Here is a 26,863-nt window from a genome sequence, read left to right as displayed (position 1 = left end):
CAGGATGATGCTGATTAACAGACATCGTTCTGCCCTACGTTTCGGCTAGGTAACGCAACGGAATGTGATAAATGCGTCCTTTATGGAAGGGCGTTTGTAAGCCCTCGTTGCAGTCCATGCCCTAAGGTAGGTTTATGTCTCATCCCGATTCAATGGTTTCGAAGAAACTCAAACGCCTACCTCTGGAAACGTTAACGATGGCCTTTCTGGGCTTGGTGTTTGTGTCCTTGGTAGGGTTTGATTTCTGGCAAAGCTGGCATGCGCGAGACGTTCAACTGCAGCAGTCCGAGAGCACAACGCTCAACCTGACTCGCGCGTTGGCCCAACATGCTGAGGACTCGTTCCAAGAAGTGGATGTAGCGCTCATGAGCCTTCAGCACTTGCTGGAGCAGGGTGATGAGATATCGTTTAAACCAGAAGCGCTGCATACGCTGCTTGAAAAATATGCGGGCTCCCTAGAGCAGGTCGAGGGCCTTTTTGTTTTTGACGAGCAGGGCAATTGGAGGGCAACCTCTTTAGGTGAAACGCCATGGAAAGGCCAGAACTCAGACCGAGGCTACTTTAGATTTCACAATCAGAACACAACTGAAGACCCCTTCATTAGCCGTGCCATTCATTCCCGTTCTACAGGCAATTGGATTATCCCGATATCCCGGCGTGTTACCGACAAACAAGGGCGTTTTGCAGGCGTAGTGCTGGCTACGGTCAGGATGGAGTATTTTCTCGACTTCTACAGGCACATCGAATTGGGGCCTTCAGGTGCCATTGTGCTGGCGATGCCGGACGGCACGATTCTAAGTCGACGCCCTTTCAAAGACGAGTATCTGGTAGGTAAACACCTCGCCCAGAGCTACGTTATCACCACAGCATTGACTCAGGCGCCTTCCGGCATCGTGACTATCAAAGCGGTAATTGATGGGGTGGAGCGCCTGTATGGCTATCAGCTGATAGATAAATATTCCTTGTTGGTAATGGTGGCAATGAGCAAGAAAGAGCTCTTGTCGGACTGGACCGGTGATACGCAACGCTCAGCCATCATTGTCGCCAGCCTCATTATCGTAATGTCGCTGTTCGGCTTGGTGTTAATGCGTCAGATCGGGCACGCCAATACGGTAAAGGCTGAACTGATCGAGGCGCATCGTGCACTGGAGCGGCAGGCCTTGTCTGATGGGCTGACCGGATTGGCCAATCGTCGCTATTTCGATATGGCGTTGCAGCAGGAGCTCAAGCGGGCAGAACGTTCAGGGCAACCGCTAAGCCTGATCATGCTGGATATCGACTTTTTCAAGGGCTACAACGACCATTACGGACATCCTGCAGGCGACTATTGCCTGAAACAGGTCGCACAGGCGCTAAAGCACAGTCTCCCTCGATCGGGTGATTTTGCGGCAAGGTATGGTGGTGAGGAAATGGCGGCCATCTTGCCAGCCTGCGACAGCCAAGGCGCCCGGATAGTCGCTAAGCGTATTCAAGACCAGCTACGTAAGCTAAGGCTTGAGCATCACAACAGTCCATTCGGCGTAGTCACTGTCAGCGGTGGCATTCATACATATATGCCCGGCGAGGACGGCGCCTTGACTGGACAAGCGCTGATTGAGTGTGCAGACAGTGCTTTATATGAAGCCAAACGTAATGGGCGAAACCGGATGGTGGTGACTGAGAGTAGTCATACGTGATTAGCAGAGGAGACGTGAGAGGGGTTCCCGGACATGGGCTCTATACGCAGGTCCGGGACTAATAGTAATTCTAATACTATATTTAACATAAGATATATTATGCGAACCTAAGGATAAGTCTCATAGGAGCATAATCGACACATTTCCCCAGTGTTACATTTCCGATTAGTGCTTTAATCGGAAATTCATTACCTGCAGTACAAACTATTCAGGTCTTACTCCTGCGATCAATTTCTGCTTCATAAAGATGAATGACTGACGTTTTTAGGATGAGCCTGATGGTGCCTCGCTAATAACTCGGCAGCCTTTACGCAGGCGAATCTCTTCGTCAGAGGGTCTAATCGAGACAAATCTGAATTCAAGATTGTCATAGATTTCAAGATATCCCCACTCAAGACTCAATTCATCTTGTTCTTGCTCAGGTGGTTTTGCCCACCAAGGTTCACGACTGATCAACTTCGCCATGGTCTCTACCTGATATCTCTGTACAGTAAACATCAGCGAAATGGTTTTTTGATAATGCCTGCTTTACAGATTAGCTGGTTGAGCCTCGTACAACTGCAGACATAAGGTTGGTAACGTTCCCTGTTAGTGCTCTGACCACCTTATCTCTTTCGATAAGCTTTTAGGTTTAAAGATCTCGATCAGTCATGGGCTTGAAAGTGATAACTTAGACTGGAAAAAAGAATCAACCGCCTGTTTAAGTGCTAAGGCAGGATCGAGTTCCCTATACTGTTGACTCAATGTCATCGCGGCCCTTTTGAATCGCGCCTCCCTCAAAACCGTTGCGACGGCCTCTGATAAATCCTGCGTGGCGGGACGATCTGTTTTGAGGTTGATACCTGCACCTGCCCACGCTACCCGCGCTGCAACTTCTGCTTTGTCTTCCGAAGTGCCTGCAATCACAAGCGGAACGCCATGTCGCAATGCCTGTTGTACGCCACCGTACCCGCCGTTGGTAACCATGACATCGACGTACGGAAGCATCTGCTCATAAGGCAAATAGTCAGCCATGTAGGCATTTTGGGTAACAAATGGTTTGGTGTGCTCCCCTGGTTTACCGGCTGTAGCAATTACCAACGCGTTACTAGCTGCAAGAGCATCAAGCGTTGGATATACCAGGTCCTCCAGGTTACGAGCTACGGTGCCTTGAGTGACAAAAATAACAGGCCGACCCTTTGCTTTCGCTGCATCGACTTCACCCCACCAAGCTGGCAAAGAATAGGCTTGTACTTGGCTTGGCGCAGTACCTATCAATTTTACAGAGGGAGGAAGACAGGCTCCGGCATATTCCAATCCTGGTACAGTCATCTGCAGAAACACGTCTGGAAGTAGCGTGGTGGCATCCATAAAGGAATAAGGCATAGGCCTTGTACCGAATGTGCCCAGGGCGGCATCAAGGGCTGCTTTTGAGCCCCCCATCTCCCTGCCAAAATCACGACTTAACTGTATATACCGTTGTCTTTCGTGTTCCGTAGTAGCAGGAGGAAGTCCTTTACCAAAGGGTGCCAGATGGTCTGCACTGAGCATTAGGGGCGTTATCCCGAGTGAGATCAAGCCGGCAGGTCGTGTGCCAGAGAATCGCAGCTGGAATGGCCATCCTCCTGCAAACATATGATTGGTTATGAGCACAGCGGGCTCATCGCTTTCGCCTAGTACAGCTTGAACTGTCTTGGTCTGGTCGACCAATGGCTGGATAAATAGGACGCGGAAATCGAAGTCAAGCAGCTGAGGACCAGGCCGCAGCTTTTTACGGTCAGGAAAGGTTTGGTTGACATCCCGCGCATCATAATCCGCTGTACCTTGTAATGTAACATGCCGGATACCTTCCTGCTCAACACGTTCTTTTGACGCAGATCCCGTGATGAAAGTGATGTCATAACCCTGCTCTTTCAGGCGCGGCAACAATGACAAAACGGGAAGTACATGACCTACCTGGGGCGTGGTTGCAACGATAATGCGAGGCATCAAATAACCTTAATCAACGGTGTATGAGTCAAGGTTTACCGATCATCCATGACATTCTTACTAAGAATAAGTAAAGATATTCTGTATCTGAAAAGGATAGGTATGACGGAATACTCACCAACACGTGGCGCCACGGAAATTTATGTTATGGGCTACGGTTAAATCTGCATTCAACGCTATCATTGAATTCCTTGGTAGTGATGCTCAAAAAACGCAACGCGTACAGTGATTACTCGATAAGACCACCCTCTTCTTCACCCAGCCGTTGAGTCACAGAGCCGACTAGATGGCCGCGCTGCCTGACATCAGTTAATCTAAATAGCTGGCCTTGTTGCCATTACCTGTATGACTTAGCACGACGATGCTACTGCGTTCGTAACTTTTCGATTGTCGAACAACAGCCTCATTCCCAATTCCCGTCTGAGTCGACGTTGCGCTGTGCGAATATTCATAGGGGAGACTTTTTCGATCCGAGCGATAGTCAGGTCTCCGCACTGATCAATGTCAATCGAGCCGCCACCACCCTAGCTGATATCTACGATATTGTTATTTCCAAAAGTAGTGCTTTCTGCCGAGCTATATATACCGGGCTGGTTTACCCGAGGTGTATTCGCATCTGTAGCTTTCACCATATTGAGTTATCTCAGTCTGGTTATTATTACCTTGTGTATTGCCACCCCACCACCCTACTGCGCCACTCTGATTAGCCGACAACAATTTTTTGTCGCCATTTTGTGTTACATCAACGCGACCACTCAGCCAACTGCCTTGCCGAATAGCAAGCTGAATCCCGTGATCCTGTTGAAAGTATTTAAGACTCACTTGATACTCGCCACGCTGGTCGATCCTGACCACATTACCGTTACCAGCGGTAGTACCTATCAACTCCCCCGCCGCTATAGGCTATTTGCGATATAAATAGCTCATTGGTTGAGCCTTCCTGTTTTGAGGTCTAAATGAGGCGTAGTTGTAATTACCCGTTTGGTCAACGCTTGCCGTGCCTGACAAGCTGAGCAGGACATACTTCTATCGCCCTTTTGGTTGATCGCTCCATATGCTTCGTTACCTCCCTGTACCTCAATGGAGTTATGGTTTCTTGCTGCCTACCCAAAAATTATTTGAATAACGCGATTTTCCAAAGGCAATTTTGGTCTGGTAGCCGCTTGACTAATAACGCGTTGCTTCAAGCTGTCTATCAGCGCAGTGTTACCGTCCTGTATTAAATCAGCCGTGTTGCTGTCTGCAAGGCAAGAGATGCTGAATGAGAGCAGAGCAACCATGAAACAAGGTTTGATAGTAGACATAAAGAGCCCCTGACTTTGCTATAACGCAGTAGATAGCGTGTGAGCAAACAGGTCAGGGCCAAAAGACATCAGGCGGGGCACTCTCTGCATAACAGGGTGTGAGCCTGTAACGACAAAATAGTAAAGCGTGTTTTGCTTACAATAACCATAAAGCGAGCCTTATGGTTGGTCGATTCTCAAGCAACGTAAATCAGGGCTATCACTCAACTGATCTTAAATTAAGCCTAACGCTATGTTGCAGGCCGTTAAAGCACAGCCTTCCCCATTTGTTTAATGATAAAACAGCTTTTTGACAAGCTCGGCAATATGTAGGCTGAGCTGCAGTAGAAAGTCAGCTAAATTGCCGAGCTTGCAGTAATTTTTCGCTACACAGTTCAGCTAGCAATAGCCTCTGGAAGTTTGGCGATGACCTTTATCTCAAATTGAAAGCCGTAGAGCCATGTAACGCCAATGCCGGTTAACGTCGGATAGGGTGCTTCTCCCCAGTATTCGGGCAGTACTTTCCAGATCGTATCGAAGTGTGTTTCGGGATCAACGATGAAAACCGTTACGTCAATGACATCTTTGAACGAGCAGCCTGCTGCAGCCAGAATCGCGTTCAGATTTTCAAAAGCAAGCCGCACCTGGGCGTCTAGGTCCGGCTCGGGTGAGCCATCCTCACGACTACCAACCTGTCCTGAAACAAACAAAAAACCGTTGGAGCGAATCGCGGGTGAATATCGATTACGCTCATATAATGCCTGGCGGCCAGTTGGAAAAACGACGTTGCGTGTGCTCATGGTTGCTCTCCTGATGGGTCAATGCCCGGTGTAGAGAGACTTTAAGGAACGCTGGCCTGCTGAATAAACTAGCAGGCGCAGTCATCACTATTTGTAAAATCCAAATAATCTACAAGACAGTAGGAACAACGATGGATCGTTTTGATGCAATGCAGGCGTTTGCTCGTGTTGTGGAGGCAGGGAGCTTTACCAAGGCAGCCGAAACACTTCATATGAGCAAGACCAGCGTTACCCAACTAGTGCAGCAACTGGAAGCCCGGTTACGCGTTAAGCTGCTCAACCGGACCACACGCCGTGTCAATGTGACGGCCGATGGGGCCGCTTATTATGAGCGCGTGGTCAGACTGCTTGCGGCCGAAACGAGCTTATCCAGCGCCTCCTTGGCTCCCAGGGGCAGGCTACGGGTGGATGTTCCCAGCCCTTTTGCACGTCTGGTTTTGATTCCTTCACTTCCAGCGTTTTACGAAAAGTACCCCGATATCCAACTTGATATGGGTGTCAGCGATCGTATGGTTGACCTTATTAGCGACAATGTGGATTGCGTTGTGCGTGGTGGCGAGATTACTGATCAGTCGTTGGTCGCTCGTCATATAGGCGATTTACGACTTAGGGTATACGCAGCGCCGAGCTATCTGAGACGCGCAGGGATGCCGCTACACCTTAGGGAATTGGAGGGCATTGACCATCGTATCGTAGGCTTTCACTGGGCACGCACCGGCAAGGTCTTTCCCTATGCCATGCATTCCGGTAACGAGAGCGTCAATGTCATGGGTCGTTATGCGCTTGCCGTTGATGATGGTAACGCCTACCTGGCCGCTGGGCTGGCAGGGCTAGGCCTTCTCTGGCTACCCGATTATATGGCTAGAGACTATCTGACTCGAGGCGAGCTGGTTCCGGTGTTTGAGAACTGGCGCCTCGATCCGATGCCAATGTACGTGGCGTTCCCCCCAAATCGGCATGTTAGCGCCAAGCTACGTGTGTTTATCGAATGGATCGTCGAACTGATGACACCCAACGAAGCAGCATCAGACAAGGGAACAGGCGCTACGAACCCTGCCAGTTGACATAGGATCCACCCACCTGAACCGTGTTTACCAGCAGTACCTTCTCTTTTCCCTCAAGGTCCAGCGGTTTCCCTACTCACGGCTCTGCTGCCGACCGGCATACACCTACATGACACAAAGCCCCGCACGGAAAACTGATCCAGGCCGGGTAATTTAGCATCTTGATTAGCTGCGTGTTGAGTCGCTCGCTTAAGGTTCTCACACTAGCCTGCTTGATGTCGGCGAGGCACCGCCTAGCCATGGGCTATCATCAGGGCATGAGGAAAACGGACAGGCTATGCGCACTTGCGGATACTGCCATAGAAACGATCACCTCTGACTGACTAGGCTGCACCTCTCATCCGCTAGTAGCAGACTGCAAAGGCATCGACCGCCTATACGGTCATACCGAGTCTTCTATCATCAAAAACGATACTCCATCCTTTGCTGGCAAGTTCAAAAGCCATTTAGCTGTACCGCTACGGCACGCTTTTACCCAACTCTTTGGATGCCATGATGACCATAAACTATGTAAAACAGTAATGTGCCCGTGATGCCATTTTCCTTTGCTAACCTTACTGCGAAGATTCACCGGAAGGAGGACACGGATGAGATATGCAATGGTTCTTTTATCTTTACTACTGACTTCTGGTCTGGCGCAGGCACAAGACTGCTCTCAAAAAGAAGTTGAGATCCAACGTCAACTTGAGAATGCCAGAGAACACCGTAACTCCGGTCGTATTCGTGGATTGGAAGCCGCACTCAAATCAGTACAGGAGAACTGTACCAACTCAGATCTGCGCGCCAAGCGGCAGCATGCCATCAATGATGCTCGTAACGAGGTTGCCGAGCGTAAAGCGGACCTTCAAGAAGCGATAGATAGCGGTTCGGCCGAAAAAATCAAGATACGCCAACATAAACTGGCGGAGGCCCAAAAAGAACTACGTGATGCATTAAGAGAGTGATGCTTTAAATGCTAAATGGCGGCGGATGCCAACACTATAAAATGAACATCAGGGCTAATGTGCACAGCGATCATGTCTTGCGCTACGGCCTCGTCTAACCTGACACCAGGGTCAAATCGATCCGCGGCAATATCAACGAACCCATTATCGGAACCTTGATGATGGGATACTGGGGCAAAAGACTGGCAGCCCGTTGAAACATGTTTTCAAAGCTTCAGCATCTCAAACCTGTTCCGTTGAGTCTAAAAGTTTGCCGCAGCAGGGCTAAAGTTCAAAGCTGAAAGCGGCCTATTAGCCTATTGCTGTTAATCACGTTAAGCGAGAGCTTCCAGCAAGCCTCGGCAAGTCTACTGATGCAGTAATGGTGCATGGGCAATCACCGAGCTGACACGAATGAGCTTTTTCTATCGAGGGTACCTCCAAGTTAAAATTGCCAGTGTATGGCCGAGTTAAATGCCTAAACAGAAAATGGCGACTCGGCCATAAACGATGAAATCATCTGCTTGCCCCGACGCGAGTGCTCATGAAGCCACTCTTTATAAAACATCACGAATCGTTTCACTCAAGGCATCTACGTATTAGAAACAAGCCCGTATCGAAGCCGTCGGGACAACCTTTGGGCGTTGACTTGGTAGCCTCATTACACCTGAAGTTTACGTAGCTCACCCCCCTCCTGCTTTAGGCGCTTCAAATACGTGGCGGAGTTCAGTAACTGGTAGGGGAAGTAAAGGCCCGGTGAGGTGGGCGGTTGACCGTCCAGCCCGAGCAGCCTTTCAAGGACCATTGCTACGCTAAGGCCTGTTAGCGGTGCCGCGCCTTTTGGATAGATGACGGCATGACGTGTGCGCAGCGGTTCGCCATTTAGGTCCTCGCCTTCAAGCTCAATGATGATCTCGGTCGACATAGGTTTACCCTGACGTCGGGTTGAGCTAACCCCGATGCCCATATTGAACTGGATATTGGCTGCGCCTGTTGCGGCCCCTAGGCCAACGACGTCAATGGATGAAAACCCGGACGCTTCGATTTCAATACCATCAACTGCACGAAAGCTGACCTTGGCATCCTCTCCTTCCCGCCAAACATATACACCGTCACGCCGGGTCAGCGCGGCTGGCAGCATCCTGTTCAGGCGCTCAAAGTCGCTTGCAACAGTCGGGCCTCCGGTATCCTGTTCATCGACCAGCGCATTGATGCGTATGTCGTGCACCCGGCTAAACGCCCTGGCAATGCTCAGTGTGGATACTGTTGTAGCGCCCACCATCCATTCGTAACCGAGGACAATGGGTGCAGCATTAGGCATGTGCATGTAGGTTGCGATTTCCGGTGCGATCTCGAAAATGCCAGATGAAATACTGAGATGAGGCACACCGTGCTTTTGGGCGTAGCGTAGCCCGGCAATAGCATGGTCCATGTAGAAGACTACGACGCCGCTGACGGTGCGATCCCCAAGGCCCAGATCGTCGGCGCCAGCGTCAATGACCACGCCTTGCGCTCCGCCAATCTGTTCTGCGGCCTGTTGGGCCTTGGCAGCATCGCGGCCGCCAATCAGCAGTGGTACATCAGGATAGGCTGCGCGCAGCGCCCGGGCAGTTTGATGACCAATTGCACCAGAACCGCCCATTAACAGGATAGGATTAAGTGACATTACATGATCTCCTAATTCCAGGCTTCAACCTACTACTGGTAGGTAAACTATCACGACTATCACTTATATGAACCTACCACTGGTAGGTTTTTTAATTCGGGAATGATCAAGTGCAAAAAGAAACCGTGCCCTCCGCTATACGTTCCTCTACACGCCGGCTTCCAAAAGCCGAGCGGCGTAGACAACTGCTGGATACCGCATTGCTGATCGTGCGGGAGGAAGGAGCAGACCGGTTGACCTTGGGGTATCTCTCCGTCCGCGCAGGCGTCTCCAAACCGGTGGTTTATGATCATTTCGATACCCGCTCGAGCCTGTTGATCGAGCTCTACAGATGCATTGATATCGAGCGGGTTAACGCTTTCCGTGACGCAATGTCCTTAACCCCGCGGAGCCTCGAAGATACTGCCCAACTCCTGGCAAACGCCTACATTCAGTGCGCAGGAGACACAACCGACGAATTCTATGCAATAGGCGCAGCTCTGGCAGGCAGCGAAGAGAAAGCAGCAGTCTTTCAGGAGCTGTTGGATAACTGCGTGCAAATGTTCATAGCCGTGCTCAAACCTCACGCAGCTTTTTCGTCTGGCGAATTGGAGCGATGCTGTACGGGCCTTGTTGGCGCGGGAGAAGCACTCTCAGGCGCATTAGTACGAGGGCGCTATAGCAAGGATGAGGTGATTGACGCGTTCGCCTCCTTGATCCGGAACGCTTTGCCGGGCACTAATTGAGGCTGAACATGAATGCGGCAGAACCGTGTTCTTATGCTTTCACAAAATATAGGCCAGCCGGTTGGATTTTCCAGCCAACTCCTTAACTCCTGCTCCAACATTTATGGATAGTAATGTCCAGCAGCGATTCTACGCAGGCAGCGCGCACCATCCAGGTTATAGTCCTTGCGCCCGCTCCGGGCTGAAACAGACTCCGTGTCCCAATGTGGCCCTCTTGGATCTGCATCGTTGATCAGATCGATACTTCCAACCGGCGGGCCGCCTCCTGCATCAACAAACAAAGTCGCCAGTTCCTTATCCGTGGTGGCTCTTGGCCGAAAGCTTGAAGCATCGTGTGCGGCTATACTGTAGTTGCATAGATGGTCCTCTACGCCGAAGCGTCCCAGTGCCGTTATATATTTGAGTAACGTAGCGGTCGGGGCCACTCGAAAGCTAAAGGCCTGTTGATCATCTGCTTCAGGCTCCCAGCCTAGTGCATGTAGTTTGGCAAGCGCTTCCCTCGCCTGCTCTACTGGCTTATTGGCCTTGTTCAGAAAGAGACTGGCAGCGTTGAGCTGCATAGGCTATCTCGGTAGCGAAAGGAGCATTAGGAGTAGCAAGTACTGCACATGGCTGATAGAGGATGGCCTGAGAAAAATAATCAATTAGCGACCGCCCACCGCCCCGCCACTCACGGCCTGCCCGCTCGATACTGACCAAACCCGATGCCCTGGGCTGGACTTGTGGCTGGGCCGCAACAATACCGTCAATAATGCCGGCATGGTCGGCCTCACCTGCTAAAAGTGCTGCCCCGCCTCCATTGGAATTACCTGTCACTATAACCAGCGTATTAACGGACGAGAGTTTTTTAGCGCGCTCTGGTCGGGACCGGTTGATCCACCAAAAGGCAAACTCAATGGAGCGAAGTACGTCTCTTCCCCAGGTCGCGTCTGGATTCAATCTGGAATGGGCATGCTTGAACGCCAGTCGATCAGGATAATGCGAGAGATATTTCGCCCGTTCAGCCGTATGTAGCGGAGCTCTGAAATGAGCCTCTTGGCCAGCCATGAAGGAAGAAACCACACGACCATCGATCAGTTGAACCCGATTAGTAGCAAGATCATGCCAGCCATTTCCCTGGCCTTTATCGGTATACACCACTGCGCATCCACGATGCAGTCCCCATCCGCCTACACGGGGGACATCCTGATACAGTCGAGACGAGCCTGAAGCAGGTACCGTAAGAATACAGGGACTCTGCCAACTGAAATTCTTGGGGATATGCAGCAACATGGCCGCTGTTGCAAAGCCCTGCTGATCATCGGAATAAGCCAGCACTTCATCCCCTGCTACTCGCTCAGCATCTGCAACCACGCGCCCATCAATAAGTGTAGGACCGTAGAGTCGTCCCCATCCCTGACGTGGATCCTGTTTTGAATATAAGGCGTTACGGCGGAGTTCGTTTACAGTGGGGTGTGCCGCGTCCCGATAGCCAGGCACCTCACCTAACCAGATGGCCTTTCCAAGGCCCGCTGTGAGCAGATCATCACTGATGCCATCGGTATGGCGAACCGAGTAGATCTTTAGCCATTGGGGACGATGGTCATGACGGGACGTTGCGTCTATCTGGGCAGCGTTTGCATACCAGACAAACGATACGCCCAGACCTATTGCAAGAATACCCAGACGTTTTTGCATGAGATGCCTCTTCTTGGAGTTATCGGTCAACAGATGCAGGTATTGAGGGCTTGGTTGTGGCTCAAAGGCTTCTGAAGCGTTCGGGCCTGGCTGTATCAGTAGTCAGTAATGGACCGCGCCGCTGAGCACAGCAAATACCAACATGACCAGACTCACGCCCCAGGCCCAGAAAAAGGTAAAGGCAATGTGTTTGCGCAGCTCGACCTCGGCCAGGGCCAGGGCGAGATAAACGCTGGGTACTACGGGGCTAATGGCGAAACCAGTGTTTTCGCCAATGAGCATGGCACGCGCTACTGCCTCAAGCGGGACTCCAGCTGCCACCGCCACATCGCGTATCACGGGCAATAGGGCGAAATAGTACGCGTCGGGTGAGAAGATCATTCCCAGCGGTACACCAAATGCGCCAATAATCAGATGCAGGTACTGCGCCGCCCCCGCTGGTAGGGTGTCGATCAGCGCCATGGCCATGCCGTCAGACATCTTTGCTCCCGCCAGAACGCCGAGCAGTACCCCGGCAGCCATCATGACCAATACCATCTGCAGGGCGTCAGCGGCATGCGCCTTGATACGCTCGGTTTGGCTTTCCAGGGAGGTGAAGTTGAGCGGCAACGCCAGGCCTAGCCCCACCATGAAGCAGGCATACAGCGGGAAGATGCCTGTAAACAGGCAAGCCAGGATTGCGGCGGTCAGACTTACGTTTAGCCAGTAGCGTATCCCGCGTGGCGACAGGGCGTGCTCGCGCGCTTCCGGCTGAGCTAGGGTCAGGTCAAAGCTTGATGCCGCCCCCAGGGATACTGGCAGTTGACGTTGCGCTCGCAGACCGAGCCAGGCAGCGATAAGCATTAAGCAGGCAAACCCAACCAGTTGCACAGGTATCAGCCCCAGCCACAATTGGGTGGCATCGAGCCCAGTAGTAGCGGCTGCGCGGGCGGTGGTTCCCCCCCAGGGCACCATATTGCCTACCCCAGCAGTGGTGCCAACCAGCATTAAAAGCATAGTGGGACTCATGTTCATGCGTTTATACAGGGGCAACAGCGCCGGGATGGTCAGCAGGAAGGTTGCCGCACCAACACCATCAAGGTGAACCACTGCGGTAACCACCACGGTTACCAGGGCAACCAGCAGTGGTTTGCCACCTGTACAGCGGATCAGCAAATTGACTAGAGGATCAAACAGGCCGCGATCTCGCATGATGCCGAAATAGAGAATGGCAAACAAAAACAGCGCAGCAGTTGGCGCAACCGTGAGCAGACCATTTTTGATAAACGCGCCGATTTCAACGGGGGAAAAGCCAGCCAGAAGGCAGATGGCGACAGGAATTGTAGTAAAGGCCACGACCGGGCTGATTCGGCGCAACAGTATCAGCACTATGATGCTGAGCATCATGGTGAAACCTAGTGCGGTGATCATGTTTTGAACCTCGGTATTTGTTTTTATTGTGGGGTCCGACCCGACGGTCCTGGCCGGCAGGTCGAAGAACAGGCGCAGGCAGATCAGTCAGGAGGTGGTAGACGCATCGACAACAAAAGATAACTCAGGCTCTTGCCGTGCCGGTCAAGGCCAGGGCTGCGATTGACTCCTCCCTCCAGAGCGTCCTCCAGGACAAAGTTAAGCGCTTGTAGCGAATCGACTGCATAGCGCTTGACCTGTGCTGGCCGGCGGCTGGCAAACTGCGTAGCGACGCGCTCGGCCGTCAGTTCCTGCTTGAGCCATTCGTAGTGGGCCGCGTCCAGTGGAAACACCGCAATGCTAAGGATATTGCCCTTGTCGCCTGCGCGAGCATGAGCAACGTCGGCAAGAGTGACAGTTGCATTCATCAGTACCACTCCAGACGTGTGTCAATTTCAGCGCGTGGAATCAGAAAGCTGCGCGTAGTAAGGGATTCACCAAGGTGTCGGCGTACGCCACCTCCTCCAGCCGGACCGTTTGTATAAAGCGCCTCCACTTCAGCGAGCAACCTCTCAAGCAGCACCCGATCATGGTGGACCAGACCGACCCGGGTTCGCACGTCCTCGACATGAGGCACCTGCGCAAGACATTTGCCCAGGTAGTCGCCACGGGTATCATTAAAGAGACTGGCAACACCAGCAAGATCAATCCATGGCTCCACCCCGGGGGCAAGTCGGTCAAACCGTTGCAGGAGGATCTCACGGGCCAGATTGGCTCGGGCCACAGCGCCAGGCCCGGCGTAGGATATCTCCGCCTCGCCAAACCACAGCCCGCGCACCCCGGCCAGGCCTTTAAGCTGCTCCGGGCGTGGGTGCCCCTGAATACCACTAACGGCCACGCGATCGGCTGCCAGCGTGCTCACCCTGACCTCGCTTAGATCCAGGATGACGTCAGGTGTAAGGTAGCGACTTGGATCATGCACTTCGTAGAGCAATTGCTCCTTGACCGTGCGCTCGTTCACGAAACCGCCGGAGCCAGCCGACTTGGTAATCACAAGGCTGCCATCGGCACGGACCTCGGCAATGGGACACCCCAGCTCGGCCAGATCGGGTACGTCCTTTAGGCCAGGATGAGCAAAGTAGCCGCCGGTAATCTGGGTGCAACACTCCAGTAGATGCCCGGCTACGGTAGCGATTGCTATCTTCTGCCAGTCATCGGCAGCCCAGCCGAGTCCATGCCGGATCGGGCCAACCGCCAACGAGGGATCGGCGACTCGACCACAGAGCACAATAGCTGCCCCTTCAGTCAAGGCCTGGGTAATTCCGTCGGCACCGGTATAGACATTGACCGAGACAAGGTCGTCTTGCACGCCGTCCAGTTTCAACCACTGACCAAGACGCTGACGATCCATACCAAGCAGATCATCACCAAGGACACAGGCTATTTTCAGCCCGGGATAGTTTCCGCCAAGTCTGGCACGCAGGCGCTCGGCCGCTGCCCGCGGATTGGCCGCGCCACCATTGGTAATAATCGGTATCCTTGCTTCTATGCAGATATCAAGCACAGGCTCAAGAAAGTCGAACAGCCGTGCGGCATAGCCAGTGGCAGGATCGGCCTGCTTGCGCAGCTGTGCCTCCGCTAATGTGCGCTCGGCCAGCAATTCAAACATCAGGTAGCGTTGCCCTGAACGGCGAGCCAGGTCCTCCGCAAGCTGTCGCCCCGTGTCAGGGCGGTCATTGGCGAAGCCCGCCCCACAGCCGATATGTATTGTTGTCATTGCTTCGGACTCAACATGGGTTCCAGGTCATAGTGCAAGCAAATATACTTTTCTGTGAATTTTAAATATTCTAATAATTAATCCACTTATTTTATTAATTATGGATATCAACTTCCGGCAACTACGCGCTTTTGTTCTGATTGCAGAGACCTCCAGCTTTACTCGTACCTCAGAGCAGTTACACCTGTCTCAGCCAGCACTGAGCTACAGTATCCGCAAGCTGGAAGAAGCGGTTGGCTTGCAATTACTGGCACGTAATACTCGGAGTGTAGAATTGACCCCGGGCGGAGAACATTTCCTGTCGCAGGCCAGGCGGATGCTGAGCGATATAGATAATGCTGTACGTGACGCTCGTGAAACGCTATGCCTGAGTCGAGGAACGATCCGCCTGGCCGCACTTCCCACAGCGGCGGCCTCGTTTCTTCCAGAAGCCATTGCTGCGTTTATGGGCGATCATCCAGGAGTGCTGGTATCGCTGCGTGATGGTCGAGCAGGAGAAGTCCGGGCCTGGGTTCAGAGCGGTGAAGTGGATGCAGGCATCACCTCAATGCCCGAGGATATTTCCGGCCTCAGCTTTGAAGCGCTGGTAAATGATAATCTGGTGTTGCTGGCTCCGCGGGGCAGGATCTCAGATGGGAAAAAAAGGCCGCAGGTGTGGCAGGAGCTGCCCTATATCGCACTGACCCCAGATACCAGCATCCGTCCATTGGCTGACGCTGCTTTGCATTTACTAAAGGTGCCTGCCGAGCCCGCCTGGGAAGTAGCACACATGAGTACTGCCGCTGCGCTAGTGCGTGCTGGCCTTGGTTTTTCTTTGCTGCCGGCAAGCTGCACAGCGTTTCTTCGGGTCGACAACGAACTATTAGTGGTTCCCTTGAAGCAGACTGGACAACGCTCCCTGGGTTTCCTGCAGAAGAAGCCTATTAGACATACGCCATCAATGCGGGCTTTTATGGTTTACCTGACCCGCCAATTGGCAGCGAACGCAACCTGAGCGTTCATGTATCACGTTTCCTCTTACCTTCTGGTCCAGTCAAGAAGCCTGTCGCTGGCCTTCTTATCCTCACTATTGGCATCACTGCACCGGCTGTACTCTGGTTTGGGCTATGGGATTTGAACAAGCGCGAGTAGAATAAGATGTATAGGATATACGTCTTAATTTCTCGAAAATAGCCGCTTTTTCGTAGCCATATTTCTTGGCCTGAGTGGACTTGCATCAGCGGATTTGTAGGGCAAGATGGAGTTATCGGACACGGCCAGGAGCCCGCGATGACCGCCTTCCAACCTACACAAGTCACCTTTGCCTTCCCTCAAAGTGAGGTTGCAGTCCAGCTGCCCGAGCGCTCACTGGAGCAGAAGATCGAGGGGGACTGTGCAGGCCGTCACCGCGATGATCGAGCAAGGTTGGCATCCGGTCGTGGCCTGGAACGGTGGCATCACATGAGCAGGTAGAGCGCGAGGCGTTGTGCTTGAAAGAGGTGCTCCTGACTTCGGAGGAGTCTACCTGTAGCCATGACCTGAACTGACACATCAGCGCAGGCTATGGTGCATACCAGCCTGAAAAAGCAGGTTGATCATGAGCACACCTGCTCGCTCATCAGGGCAACGGCATCCTCACCTGCCATAATGCGCATGGGTGAAGCCGGATCGTTTGCCGCACACCATACCGCCTCGGCAACGTCTTGGGCTTTAGTTACCAAGCTCGATTGTGACCATTCGGCAAAGACCTGCTGCGCCAGGTCGGCATAGGCAGCAGGAATACTGTCTTGCATTCGGGGCTGGGCGTTCTTGCCAAAATCAGTCTCAGGTGCGCGGCCTGGAAGCACAAGACGCACCCGCACGTTGAACGGTTCAAGCTCGAGTGCTAGAGACTCGGTGAATGCATTCACTGCTGCCTTGCTTGCCGTATACACGCTTAGCAGCGGTAATGACATGGTCGTTACGCAGGAGGTGACGTTGATGATAACGCCTTCTCGACGCTGTCGGAATTGCGGTAGCACGGCTTGAGTCATCGCTATGGTGCCAAGGGTATTGGTTTCGAAGATACTGCGGATGACGTCCATTGAGCTTCCTTCAAGGGCGCCCAGTAAGCCAACCCCCGCATTATTGACCAACACATCTATCGGCCCTGCGGCCTCAATCGCCTGTTGAATACTGACCGGGTCCGTTACATCCAAGGCAAGTACACGAATGTTTTTTGACGCTGAAAAAGGGCTTTTTTCCGGAGTGCGCATAGTTGCGATGACCTTCCAGTTCCGCTCAAGAAAATAATGAGCAGTGGCCAGGCCAAAACCGGAAGAGCAACCAGTAATCAGTACAGTTTTCATGTGTAGCTTCCATCAGGTGATTGACAGTAGTGGAACAATAAGCTGTTCTGCCCGGACCTTAAATCCCTATAAATCCGGAAATCTTTTGCAGGAGTCCGAATGTCTGATCCACTCACCGAGGTGGTAACCCTGCTGCAACCCCGCGCCGCTTTATCCAAGGTTATCAGCGGTGCTGGAGCATGGCGCGTTTGCCGAACGGACAATGGCCAACCGTTCTACTGTGCAGTATTTGAAGGAGAATGCAGGTTGTCAGTGACAGGGCATCCAACGATTACCCTGAAAGCCAGTGACTTTGTCCTTATTCCCGCGGCGTATGATTTCACGATGGCCAGCCTTGAACCGATGAGCGACGAGGACGCCTATACCGTACCTGTGGAACTACGATCACAGAACTTCCGGGTTGGCACGTCTGGCGTTCCAGCCGATGTTCAATTACTGGTCGGCCATTGCACATTTGATTCTCCGGATGCAGCTGTGCTGGCATCACTGCTGCCGCAATGGGTGCATGTTCACGGTGAGCGCCGGCTGGCGACGTTGGTGGAGCTGGTAGCCGAAGAAGCACATGGGAAGCGGCCAGCGCGGGATGTTGTCCTGGCGCACCTGGTAGAGGTACTTTTCATCGAAGCCTTGCGCTCCGCCACGAATATAGCCGCTTCGCCTGGGCTCCTGCGAGGGCTCGCTGACGAACGATTGGCTGTAGCAATCCGGCGAATGCATCAACATCCACACAGACCCTGGACCGTTATGCAACTGGCTAAGGAAGCTGCACTCTCCCGCTCGACGTTTTTCGAGCGATTTACCCAGACGCTTGGCACAGCGCCTATGGCGTACCTGCTCACGTGGCGTATGGCGTTGGCCAAACGGCTGCTACAGCGTCAGGACAGTAGTATCACTGAGATTGCTCAACAGGTGGGGTACAGTTCAGCGAGCGCTTTCAGTGTTGCGTTTAGCCGATATACAGGGCTTTCCCCCGCGAGGTATTCACGAGGGGAGCTGAGTAAATAAGGCTAAACAGGGCAAGCTGCTTCTAGCCTAGGTGCGTTTGCTCAACCTACGTGATCCCTTAAGGTTGATAAATGAAGGACTTTCCAGGCTTATAACTTGCCGCGTCCCGTCAGGCCGAGCGTGCCAGTTGGGTAGCAAAGTCTCGATAGGAGTAGAGTTCTCGCCCCAGGATCCTACGTAAACGCTCTACATCGCCGCTTTCTGGAATCAGTCCGTCAGTAACATAGCGCTCGGCCATAAGGCGCATTTCATAGGCCATCCACTTTGGCATGACATTGGCCATATTCTGTTCAAAACCAGAGGGGTCATCGCCGCCATAGATAATCGGGCGATGCAGTACATCTGTCCAGATAGCAGCCACATCCTGTCCCGTCAGCGTATCGGGTCCTACCAGATTAATCGTTTCGATCGGCAGCTCAGCCGGCAATCGGTCTCGACGGAGCAGTTCAAGGGCAGCAACTTCAGCGATGTCACGGACGTCGACCATGGCGATGCCTTTGCTGCCGATGGGCATTGATATACACCATGGCTTAGGATCGCCTCCTGAACCATTACCTCATTGTCAATAAAGTAAGAAGGACGAAGGATGGTAGCGCTAAAGCCCATGGCCTTGATCATACGCTCGGCACCTAACTTGACCGCGAAGTGAGGTACGTTTACGAAGCGATCAGCATGTATAACCGACAGATAGACCACCCGCTTAACGCCCGATTCCCGCGCAATATTGAGCGCGACAAGCGCCTGAGTGAATTCGTCTGGTGCCACTGCATTGAGTAGAAAGAACGTAGAGATGCCAGCGAAGGCCTGGCGAAGCGAGCCGATATTAAGCATTTCACCTTGCACAACTTCAACCTGCGCAGGGAAATCTGCGCTTGAAGAATTGCGCATGAGCACGCGGACGTCTGCATTGAGTTCGAGCAACTGTTTAACGACTTGGCGACCAACTCTGCCGGTGGCGCCGGTAACAAGGATAGTCATGATAGTTCTCCGTGGTTGATTTGACTGACGGTTACACTATCAATGGTTTTATTTTGATCCGAAAGACTATAAAAGTAGACTCCGTGTTCCATACATGGGACAGTCAATTCAGATGTGTTAATGAATCTGCACTGAGGTACTTAAACGCTGTAGCACAGTTTTATAGGTGAACCAGATGGATCTTCTTGCTCTTACAGATTTCAATCTTGTGGCTCGACACGGTGGATTTGGTCGCGCTGCCCGCGCCTCTGGCCGGCCAAAGGCAACGTTGTCCCGGCGAGTAGCAGACTTGGAACGCAGTCTTGGTCTACGACTATTCGAACGTGGAGCCAGAGCGTTAAAGCTTACCGAAGAAGGAAAAGCGCTTTTTGAGCGTACAAGTGCGCTGCTGATCGAGCTTGACGAAACTACGGCGGCGATCGCGTCGGGTGGAGAACAGCCGAGGGGAACACTGCGAATCAGCGCGCCTCTTTTGTTTGCCCAAACTGCAATGGGCAAGCTTGCAGCTGGCTTTATACTCAAGTTTCCGGAGGTTCGGCTTGAGGTCACCACGGAAGACAGGGCCGTCGACATGATCGAGGAAGGATATGACCTGGTGATTCGGGTTAATCCAGATAGAGACGAAAGCCTTGTAGGAAGAATATTTCTGCGTGACCGGCTTGTGGTTGTCGCAAGTCCACAGCTTGCTCTTCCGGTATAAAATCTTGCTGTCCCGGCGGTAGTACGAGGATTTTCAAACCAGAGTCCCGGGTGGGCAGTCAACTTATCAGCTGGCAAATCATGTATAGCGGTAAAACCAGTCCTCAGTCTGTCTTCGCTTGTCATGATCCACGATGCAGTCAGAGCGGGTGTTGGGGCTGGATGCCTACCTCTGTCGCTGATAAGCAATGATTTACGCGACGGGACGCTGGTGCACTGGGGGGATCTCGACGGACCAGAAATCACGCTGTGGGTACTCTACCCATCGAGGCGTTTGTTGAGCGCCCGCGTCTCTGCGTTTCTCAACTATCTTAAAGAAGTATTCCCCACAGGCAGGCCAGACGAGCTGACAGCATTTATTGCGACGTAACGATCTTGATTTAAGTTGACTCTAGCCAATACCGATCGGCTCATGAGCATCATGAACACCACCAACCGCAGGCTTGGAAACGGTATGTCCTGGTCTGCGCGTATTACGGCTGAACCCGGCTGGGCCATGCGACGCGAGCTGATGAGCCAGAGCTACACCACCCGGCTGGATCAGCTTTGGACGGTGCGTAGTTGAGAGAGTCGCTTCGACCGGAGAGTAAGAGAAGGTACGGTCAACCTTCCTGCGGAACCGTCCAGAAGATCTGGATATTGCCATCATCGCGAAAGGCCAGGGTCACGTTATCGGTTTCCTCAAGCTCGGCCATGGCCTGCTCCCAAGCGTCATCCGGATCACTTTCAAGCCGCTCAAGCAGCACTGTCTCTGCACGCTGGGCAGCTGGACCGTTAATCACGCGCTGAAGACGCATTATCCGTACTTCATAGGGTTTGGATGGCGCAAGAGACGCTATTTTCTTTGCCATGCGCTATTTCACAGGGCTGCTCCTGAACGCCAGGAGCCAATCGACCAATGTTCACTCTATACGTGGCTTTCCGCTCACCAGCCGGCTCAACTCTGTACGAACCATGTTGTGATATTGCTGAGGCTCAAGCGCCTCGATCTGAACGTCTGCCCAGGCCCGAAAGCCTGCCTTGCGCTTTTCCTTTTCGCTGAAAATTCTGCCTGCTTCGGCATAGCTGCGCTCGCGATTCTGCTGCCAGAAGGCAAACATCTTGGCCTTTTGGGCTTCAAGCGCGGCTCGATACTTGGCAGGGTGATTAGCAAGGTTCAAGGATAGTGTGGGGCTGGCACTGGACGCGATTTCCAGGGGTACAAGAGACTCCTGATACAAGCGGCTCAATCATACCTGCCTCTGCGACAAGGGTATGTCGGGCCAAGGCAGCCGTGGCCGAGAGGAAGGTAGGTACCTATTGGCGCGCCTGTGCCTCGCCGAAGAGGTACTGCCAGAATACCAAGACCCATTGTGATTAATCGCACAGGTGGGCGCAGGAGGCATTGGTGAACGAGATGAGAGTCAGCCGTGCCGGATCGATTCGCATGTGGCACAGCATGAGTACTATCCGCGGGACCAGGGTGTTGGACTTGCCCGAACCGGTGTCGGCAAATATCCGAGTTGTCACCTGCCGCCCCAGGATCATCGCCCGGATGCGCAGACCGCGCCGGCCGCCACGACCGCAGCGACCATGCGCTGCTGCGACGTAATTGGCCGAAGGCAAAAACACGCAATGAATGATGAACTGAGGATTCTGACATCGAGCTGGGCCCCGGCAAGGAAGTCGTCAAGGGTTGGGCCTGAGTCTGATGGGGAGACGCGTCGGCGGCAAGCGCCATCTGTTCGTGCCGGCGCGTCTGGCTTGTGGCGAGCAGCATATCGGCACCCGTATTAAACCTAATTCCAATCTGCGGGTCGGGATCGAGCTGCTCGAAGTCATTACGCGGGACGGTTGCCTTCACGTATCGTGCCTAGACGCGACGGTCGTGCTCCGAACTGTAATGCCTTACTTTGGGTCAGTGCCTCTATCTTCAATAGGCAACGCGCTCCGTGAAGCCGTGCTCCCATTAGCTCATTAGCTGCCCCGAAGAGGCGATTGGCCAAACCGGACTTTCGCGGTTCCTTATTGGCTCGCTATGATGCGCTGCCAGGGCACCGGACATAGTTCGACCCCCTCGTATGTTCAGGTAAGTGATCATGAAGATAAACGAAGCCACCCCTTCACTTTATACCTCGACCAGCAAGCCGGCCGGGCGGATCCGTCAGAAGAACGAGGAGCTCATTTTGGCCGCGGCTGCCGAAGAGTTCGCCCGCTACGGCTTCAGGGGCACCAGCATGAAAGCCATCGCCCTGCGAGCCGAACTACCCAAGGCCAACCTGCACTATTACTTCAGTAGCAAGCTGAGCCTGTATGTCGAGGTGATGCGCGACATCCTAGAGCTCTGGGACAGTGCCTTCGATCAACTCACCGTGGAAGACGACCCTGCCACTGCCTTAGCGGACTACATTCGTACCAAAATGGAGTTCTCGCGCAAGCAGCCCCAGGCCTCGAAGATTTTCGCGATGGAAGTTATCAGCGGCTGTGAATGTCTGTCGGAGCATTTCAACCAGGACTATCGCAACTGGTTCCGCAACCGCGCGGCCGTCTTCGAGGCCTGGATCGCTGCTGGCAAGATGGACCGGGTTGATCCGATGCACCTGATCTTTCTTATCTGGAGCAGTACCCAGCACTACGCGGACTTCTCCGACCAGATCAAGCGCCTCACTGATAGCAAGCACATTACCAAAGCCGACTTCGAACTCGGCACGAAGACGCTTATCCAAGTTATTCTCAAGGGCTGCGGGCTGATGCCTCTGAATGCTGTACAAGTGGGTTGAGGCCAAACAGTTCCAATCGCGGCCAACGCGGAGCGCCGCCCGGTTTCCCTACGAGGCGTCATGTGATTGTTGGAGGAGCTTTAGCCGCGATCCTGCTTGAAAACTATAGCTCCGCTGGAACATAGAAATTGTGGCTCAAGCCGCTCCGATGCGGGAAATGCAAAATCTATGGGAGATGCTTTAGCTACGATTCTTTAACGCAATGCTCCCAAGTAATCTCCATACTTTCATTCCGCCCCATTCTGAGGCGTTCATTAGCCTTCACATTCAATCAATAGCACCAAACCGGAGCAGCTCATTCGACTGGTCTCTCCCGACAAAAGGCCGCAAGCCATGGCACAACAGCTCCAGGTCATTTCCTGACCATCTGGCCAGCTTTTTGCTTAAGCTGACGTCACTAATATCGACTGGATAATCACCATGCTCGAGTCCTCCGGCTGGTTGCGCCTTGAACTGCACGGCATCACCAAACACTATCCAGGTTGCTTGGCCAATGATCGCATCGCGCTTCAGATCAAGCCTGGCGAAATCCATGCGCTGCTCGGGGAGAATGGAGCGGGCAAGAGCACGCTGATGAGGATCATCTATGGCTTGACGCAGCCCGACGGCGGCGAAATTCGCTGGGAAGGGGAGCCTGTTATCATGCGGGACCCAGCCCAGGCGCGGCAACGCGGGGTCGGCATGGTGTTCCAGCACTTCTCTCTTTTTGAAACCCTGACTGTAGCGGAAAACATCGCCCTGGCCCTAGGTCGGTCTGCTGGAACACCGGGGCAGCTCGAACCAAAGATTCGTGAGGTTTCCCAGCGCTACGGCATGCCGCTAGAGCCACAACGGCTCGTGCACAGCCTGTCCATTGGCGAACGCCAACGAGTCGAGATCATTCGTTGCCTAATGCAGGACATCAAATTGCTAATTCTCGATGAGCCCACTTCTGTCCTCACACCGCAAGAGGCCGATGATCTGTTCGTCACGCTGCACCGCCTGGCCAGCGATGGCTGTAGCATCCTTTTTATCAGCCACAAGCTTGGCGAAGTCCGGGCTCTGTGCCAGCGTGCCACGGTGCTGCGGGGTGGTCGGGTTTCCGGTCATTGCGTGCCGACCGAGTGCTCTGATCTAGAGCTTGCTCGGCTCATGGTTGGCGAGGCCGAGGGGCTGGAAGCGGAGTATCCCAAAGTCGAGGGCAAGACGCCGTTTCTGCAGGTGAGTGCCTTATCGTGGCACAACGCCGATCCGTTCGGCATGTCGCTGAAAGACGTGAGCTTTCAGGTGCGTTCTGGCGAGATCATGGGCATCGCCGGAGTCGCTGGCAACGGGCAGGACGAGCTGCTGGCGCTGTTATCCGGTGAGCAACGTCTCTCAGCCAAGGACAGCCATTGCGTCTGCTTCGGCGAAAGTCCGATCGCGCACCTGCGGCCTGATGCCCGGCGACGGCTGGGCATGGCTTTCGTGCCGGCCGAGCGCCTCGGTCATGGCGCCGTGCCAGACATGAGCCTGACGGATAATGGCCTACTCACCGCTTTCCAGCAGGAGGGCCTGATCGGCAAGGGCCTGATTCGCCATGGCAAGGTCCAGGCGTTTGCGCAACGCGTCATTGAGCGCTTCGCCGTGAAGACACCAAACACCGAAACGGCCGCTCGCAGCCTGTCTGGCGGCAACCTGCAGAAATTCATTCTCGGCCGCGAGATCCTGCAGCAGCCCAGGCTGCTGATCGCCGCGCACCCGACCTGGGGCGTGGACGTCGGCGCGGCGGCGGCGATTCATCGGGCGCTGATCGAACTGCGAGATGCCGGTGCGGCGATCCTGGTAATCTCCGAGGATCTCGAAGAGCTGTTCCAGATCAGCGACCGTATCGCGGCCCTGAGCCATGGCCGTCTTTCGCCGCCTGTGGCGACCGTACGTTGCACGCCCGGCGATGTCGGTCGCTGGATGGCTGGTCAATTCGACGCCCCTACTTCCGCCGCTGCCTGACGAGAACACCGCCATGCTGTTATCCCTCGAACCTCGTGGCCAGCGGTCCCGCGCCATGCTGTGGTACTCCCCGGTACTGGCCGGCCTGCTGACGTTGATCAGCGGCGCCCTGCTCTTTGCCATACTCGACCATCCGCCTCTGGAAACCCTGCGCATCCTACTCATCGACCCGATCAGCGATCTTTACGGCGTCTCCGAACTGCTGGTCAAGGCATTGCCGATCCTGCTCTGTGCGCTGGGCCTGGCGGTGGTCTACCAGGCGCGTATCTGGAACATCGGCGCCGAGGGCCAACTGCTCATTGGCGCGCTGGCCGGCAGCACCGTGGCGGTCAATGTCATCGACTGGGCCTCGTCATGGGCACTGGTACTAGCTCTGCTCGCTGGCATCCTGGGCGGTGCGGCCTGGGCAGGGTTGTGCGCCTGGTTGCGCACGCAGTTCAACGCCAACGAGATCCTGACCAGCATCATGCTCAACTACATCGCGTTGAACCTCCTGCTCTACTGCGTGCATGGTCCGCTGAAGGATCCTCAGGGCTTCAATTTTCCCGAGTCGGCGATGTTTGGCGATGCCACACGCCTGCCGGTCATCATCGACGATCTGCGCGTACATGCCGGACTGTGCTTTGCCCTGCTCGCGCTGGTCGTGGTGTGGGTGCTGCTGCAGAAAAGTTTTCTCGGCTTCCAGATCAAGGTCCTTGGCCTGGACAAGCGCGCCGCCGGTTTCGTCGGCTTTCGCGAGAAACGGCTGATCTGGATTGCGCTGTTGTTCAGCGGGGCACTGGCGGGACTGGCCGGCGTCTGCGAGGTAACCGGCCCGATCGGCCAGCTGGTCCCGCAGGTCTCGCCGGGCTATGGCTACGCCGCGATCACCGTGGCCTTTCTGGGGCGGCTCAACCCGCTCGGCATCGTCTTCGCCAGCTTACTCATGGCCCTGCTCTATCTGGGCGGCGAGAACGCTCAGATGGCGGCCAATCTGCCAACCTCGATCAGCCAGCTATTCCAAGGCATGGTGCTGTTCTACCTGCTGGCGTGCGATGTGCTGATCGTCTATCGACTGCGCCTGAAGGGTTGGCCCCGACGCGCGCCACGACTCGAACACCAACCGGCCGGCTGACAGGGAGATATGTGATGGATATAGATCTGCTGACGAACCTGTTCTACGCCATGGTGCGCACCGGTACGCCACTGCTGCTGGTGGCACTGGGCGAGCTGGTCTGTGAAAAGAGCGGCGTGCTGAACCTCGGCCAAGAGGGCATGATGCTGTTCGGCGCCGTGGCCGGCTTCATCGCGGCCTTTGCCACCGGCAGCCTCTGGCTCGGCGTGCTGGTGGCCTGCCTGGCAGGCATGCTGCTGTCGCAACTCTTCGCCGTCGTGGCCCTGGGCTTCAATGCCAACCAAGTCGCGACCGGTCTGGCTCTGACCATCTTCGGGGTCGGGCTGTCGTCGTTCGTCGGCGCCGGCTGGGTCGGTAAACCCCTGGCTGGCTTCGAACCCATCAACCTTCCGCTGCTCAGCGAGATACCCCTGATCGGCCGCATGCTGTTTGGCCAGGATGTGCTGGTGTACCTGTCTTTTGCACTGTTCGTCCTGGTGACTTGGGCGCTGCTCAAGAGCCGCGTCGGTTTAATCATCCAGGCCGTGGGCGAAAACCCTAACGCCGCCAGCGCCATGGGTTTGCCGGTCCTGCGAGTGCGCGTGTTGGCCTTGCTGTTTGGCGGCGCCATGGCCGGGCTGGCGGGCGGGTATCTGTCGCTGGCCTACACGCCGATGTGGGCCGAAAACATGACCGCCGGCCGCGGCTGGATCGCTCTGGCACTGGTGGTCTTCGCCAGCTGGCGCGTGGGTCGCGTCCTGCTCGGCGCCTACCTGTTTGGCCTTGCCAGTATCCTACATCTGGTCGCCCAGGGCATCGGCCTGTCGATCCCTGGCAACCTGCTGGCAATGCTGCCCTACGTGGCGACCATTATCGTGCTGGTCCTGCTGTCGCGCGACGCCGTAAGGACGCGGTTGTATGCGCCGGTGTCGCTGGGGCAGTCATGGAAGGCGGGTGGTTAAGCCCGATTGCGGCTGAAGCCAAGATGAGTAATCAAAGGCAGGCAACTTTCTTGATGCCTACGTGCGTAACAGCCATCGCAGGATATAAACAAGCCGACGCCAAAATTGCTGAAACGCAGTGCTG

General features: G+C 54.3%; 25 protein-coding genes and 3 pseudogenes. 14 read left to right on the top strand and 14 right to left on the bottom strand.

Going from position 1 to position 26,863, the window contains the following annotated elements:
- Window positions 1–134: 134 nt before the first annotated feature.
- A complete protein-coding gene (locus B3729_RS17120; RefSeq protein ID WP_286788506.1) occupies window positions 135–1,676 on the top strand; it encodes a sensor domain-containing diguanylate cyclase in 1,542 nt (513 codons plus the stop codon).
- Between the two features lie 264 nt (window positions 1,677–1,940).
- Here B3729_RS17120 and B3729_RS17115 read toward each other — a convergent pair whose 3' ends face one another.
- The 3 genes from B3729_RS17115 to B3729_RS17105 all read right to left on the bottom strand — a co-directional run bounded on the left by B3729_RS17115 (window position 1,941) and on the right by B3729_RS17105 (window position 5,727).
- Window positions 1,941–2,141 carry a hypothetical protein gene (locus B3729_RS17115; RefSeq protein ID WP_286788505.1) on the bottom strand — a complete coding sequence of 67 codons (201 nt, stop codon included), beginning with the start codon at window positions 2,139–2,141 and terminating at the stop codon, window positions 1,941–1,943.
- A 183-nt stretch (window positions 2,142–2,324) separates the two neighbouring features.
- Window positions 2,325–3,644 carry a nucleotide disphospho-sugar-binding domain-containing protein gene (locus B3729_RS17110; RefSeq protein ID WP_286788504.1) on the bottom strand — a complete coding sequence of 440 codons (1,320 nt, stop codon included), beginning with the start codon at window positions 3,642–3,644 and terminating at the stop codon, window positions 2,325–2,327.
- 1,678 nt (window positions 3,645–5,322) lie between these two features.
- Window positions 5,323–5,727 (bottom strand): RidA family protein, encoded by a 405-nt coding sequence (locus B3729_RS17105; protein WP_286788503.1) that lies wholly within the window; start codon window positions 5,725–5,727, stop codon window positions 5,323–5,325.
- A gap of 131 nt (window positions 5,728–5,858) precedes the next feature.
- On the opposite strand from B3729_RS17105, the gene B3729_RS17100 reads away from it, so the two are divergent.
- On the top strand, window positions 5,859–6,791 hold the full coding sequence (locus B3729_RS17100; RefSeq protein WP_286788502.1) for a LysR family transcriptional regulator: 933 nt from the start codon (window positions 5,859–5,861) through the stop codon (window positions 6,789–6,791).
- A 587-nt stretch (window positions 6,792–7,378) separates the two neighbouring features.
- Window positions 7,379–7,735 carry a DUF1090 domain-containing protein gene (locus B3729_RS17095; RefSeq protein WP_073450512.1) on the top strand — a complete coding sequence of 119 codons (357 nt, stop codon included), beginning with the start codon at window positions 7,379–7,381 and terminating at the stop codon, window positions 7,733–7,735.
- Between the two features lie 640 nt (window positions 7,736–8,375).
- Here B3729_RS17095 and B3729_RS17085 read toward each other — a convergent pair.
- Window positions 8,376–9,380, bottom strand: a complete 1,005-nt coding sequence (locus B3729_RS17085) for an NAD(P)-dependent oxidoreductase (protein ID WP_286788501.1) — start codon at window positions 9,378–9,380, stop codon at window positions 8,376–8,378.
- A 110-nt stretch (window positions 9,381–9,490) separates the two neighbouring features.
- Between B3729_RS17085 and B3729_RS17080 the strand changes: the two genes are divergently transcribed.
- The gene (locus B3729_RS17080) at window positions 9,491–10,105 is read left to right on the top strand and encodes a TetR/AcrR family transcriptional regulator (protein WP_286788500.1); all 615 of its coding nucleotides are present in this window, start codon (window positions 9,491–9,493) and stop codon (window positions 10,103–10,105) included.
- Window positions 10,106–10,206: 101 nt separating this feature from the next.
- Here B3729_RS17080 and B3729_RS17070 read toward each other — a convergent pair.
- From B3729_RS17070 to B3729_RS17055, 4 genes and pseudogenes are all read right to left on the bottom strand, one after another.
- Window positions 10,207–11,782, bottom strand: a pseudogene (locus B3729_RS17070) (3-hydroxybutyrate oligomer hydrolase family protein).
- A gap of 102 nt (window positions 11,783–11,884) precedes the next feature.
- Window positions 11,885–13,192 carry a CitMHS family transporter gene (locus tag B3729_RS17065; RefSeq protein WP_286788497.1) on the bottom strand — a complete coding sequence of 436 codons (1,308 nt, stop codon included), beginning with the start codon at window positions 13,190–13,192 and terminating at the stop codon, window positions 11,885–11,887.
- Window positions 13,193–13,275: 83 nt separating this feature from the next.
- Complete coding sequence (locus B3729_RS17060) at window positions 13,276–13,599, bottom strand: AtuA-related protein (RefSeq protein WP_286788496.1); 324 nt, start codon at window positions 13,597–13,599, stop codon at window positions 13,276–13,278.
- Window positions 13,599–14,948, bottom strand: coding sequence for an acyclic terpene utilization AtuA family protein (locus tag B3729_RS17055; protein ID WP_286788495.1), 1,350 nt, complete (start codon window positions 14,946–14,948; stop codon window positions 13,599–13,601). The genes B3729_RS17060 and B3729_RS17055 overlap by 1 nt, the downstream gene beginning before the upstream one ends.
- A 100-nt stretch (window positions 14,949–15,048) precedes the next feature.
- On the opposite strand from B3729_RS17055, the gene B3729_RS17050 reads away from it, so the two are divergent.
- Window positions 15,049–15,942, top strand: coding sequence for a LysR family transcriptional regulator (locus B3729_RS17050; RefSeq protein ID WP_286788494.1), 894 nt, complete (start codon window positions 15,049–15,051; stop codon window positions 15,940–15,942).
- 275 nt (window positions 15,943–16,217) lie between these two features.
- Window positions 16,218–16,400, top strand: a complete 183-nt coding sequence (locus B3729_RS17045) for a hypothetical protein (protein WP_286788493.1) — start codon at window positions 16,218–16,220, stop codon at window positions 16,398–16,400.
- A gap of 122 nt (window positions 16,401–16,522) precedes the next feature.
- On the opposite strand, the gene B3729_RS17040 is transcribed toward B3729_RS17045, so the two are convergent.
- Window positions 16,523–17,275, bottom strand: coding sequence for an SDR family oxidoreductase (locus B3729_RS17040; RefSeq protein ID WP_286788492.1), 753 nt, complete (start codon window positions 17,273–17,275; stop codon window positions 16,523–16,525).
- Window positions 17,276–17,374: 99 nt separating this feature from the next.
- Between B3729_RS17040 and B3729_RS17035 the strand changes: the two genes are divergently transcribed.
- Window positions 17,375–18,280 carry an AraC family transcriptional regulator gene (locus B3729_RS17035; RefSeq protein ID WP_073450503.1) on the top strand — a complete coding sequence of 302 codons (906 nt, stop codon included), beginning with the start codon at window positions 17,375–17,377 and terminating at the stop codon, window positions 18,278–18,280.
- A 109-nt stretch (window positions 18,281–18,389) separates the two neighbouring features.
- Here B3729_RS17035 and B3729_RS24645 read toward each other — a convergent pair whose 3' ends face one another.
- Together B3729_RS24645 and B3729_RS17030 are read right to left on the bottom strand one after the other, a co-directional pair.
- Window positions 18,390–18,641, bottom strand: coding sequence for a hypothetical protein (locus B3729_RS24645; protein WP_312124810.1), 252 nt, complete (start codon window positions 18,639–18,641; stop codon window positions 18,390–18,392).
- Window positions 18,642–18,667: 26 nt separating this feature from the next.
- Entirely contained in the window at window positions 18,668–19,258 is a 591-nt protein-coding gene (locus tag B3729_RS17030; RefSeq protein WP_312124808.1) for an SDR family oxidoreductase, read from the bottom strand.
- Between the two features lie 175 nt (window positions 19,259–19,433).
- On the opposite strand from B3729_RS17030, the pseudogene B3729_RS17025 reads away from it, so the two are divergent.
- Together B3729_RS17025 and B3729_RS17020 are read left to right on the top strand one after the other, a co-directional pair.
- Window positions 19,434–20,327, top strand: a pseudogene (locus B3729_RS17025) (LysR family transcriptional regulator).
- Window positions 20,328–20,369: 42 nt separating this feature from the next.
- Entirely contained in the window at window positions 20,370–20,522 is a 153-nt protein-coding gene (locus B3729_RS17020) for a DUF4113 domain-containing protein (protein ID WP_286788491.1), read from the top strand.
- Between the two features lie 37 nt (window positions 20,523–20,559).
- On the opposite strand, the gene B3729_RS17015 is transcribed toward B3729_RS17020, so the two are convergent.
- The 3 genes from B3729_RS17015 to B3729_RS17005 form a co-directional block, all read right to left on the bottom strand.
- Window positions 20,560–20,808 carry a DUF1654 domain-containing protein gene (locus B3729_RS17015; RefSeq protein ID WP_286788490.1) on the bottom strand — a complete coding sequence of 83 codons (249 nt, stop codon included), beginning with the start codon at window positions 20,806–20,808 and terminating at the stop codon, window positions 20,560–20,562.
- A gap of 51 nt (window positions 20,809–20,859) precedes the next feature.
- On the bottom strand, window positions 20,860–21,186 hold the full coding sequence (locus tag B3729_RS17010) for a hypothetical protein (protein ID WP_286788489.1): 327 nt from the start codon (window positions 21,184–21,186) through the stop codon (window positions 20,860–20,862).
- A 127-nt stretch (window positions 21,187–21,313) separates the two neighbouring features.
- On the bottom strand, window positions 21,314–21,466 hold the full coding sequence (locus B3729_RS17005) for a UvrD-helicase domain-containing protein (RefSeq protein ID WP_409438630.1): 153 nt from the start codon (window positions 21,464–21,466) through the stop codon (window positions 21,314–21,316).
- Between the two features lie 137 nt (window positions 21,467–21,603).
- Between B3729_RS17005 and B3729_RS17000 the strand changes: the two are divergent.
- The 5 genes and pseudogenes from B3729_RS17000 to B3729_RS16980 form a co-directional block, all read left to right on the top strand.
- Window positions 21,604–21,788 (top strand): annotated as a pseudogene (locus B3729_RS17000) (FKBP-type peptidyl-prolyl cis-trans isomerase); the annotation flags it as partial.
- Between the two features lie 247 nt (window positions 21,789–22,035).
- Window positions 22,036–22,716 (top strand): TetR/AcrR family transcriptional regulator, encoded by a 681-nt coding sequence (locus tag B3729_RS16995; protein WP_286788488.1) that lies wholly within the window; start codon window positions 22,036–22,038, stop codon window positions 22,714–22,716.
- Window positions 22,717–23,136: 420 nt separating this feature from the next.
- On the top strand, window positions 23,137–24,684 hold the full coding sequence (locus tag B3729_RS16990) for an ABC transporter ATP-binding protein (protein WP_286788487.1): 1,548 nt from the start codon (window positions 23,137–23,139) through the stop codon (window positions 24,682–24,684).
- A gap of 13 nt (window positions 24,685–24,697) precedes the next feature.
- Window positions 24,698–25,798, top strand: a complete 1,101-nt coding sequence (locus B3729_RS16985; RefSeq protein ID WP_150345963.1) for an ABC transporter permease — start codon at window positions 24,698–24,700, stop codon at window positions 25,796–25,798.
- 14 nt (window positions 25,799–25,812) lie between these two features.
- The gene (locus tag B3729_RS16980; protein WP_286788486.1) at window positions 25,813–26,739 is read left to right on the top strand and encodes an ABC transporter permease; all 927 of its coding nucleotides are present in this window, start codon (window positions 25,813–25,815) and stop codon (window positions 26,737–26,739) included.
- The last annotated feature ends 124 nt before the right edge of the window (window positions 26,740–26,863 follow it).

The organism is Pseudomonas sp. UBA3149 (assembly GCF_002364655.1).
Taxonomy (GTDB): Bacteria; Pseudomonadota; Gammaproteobacteria; order Pseudomonadales; family Pseudomonadaceae; genus Chryseomonas; species Chryseomonas luteola.
This window is presented reverse-complemented; position numbering and strand designations above follow the sequence as displayed.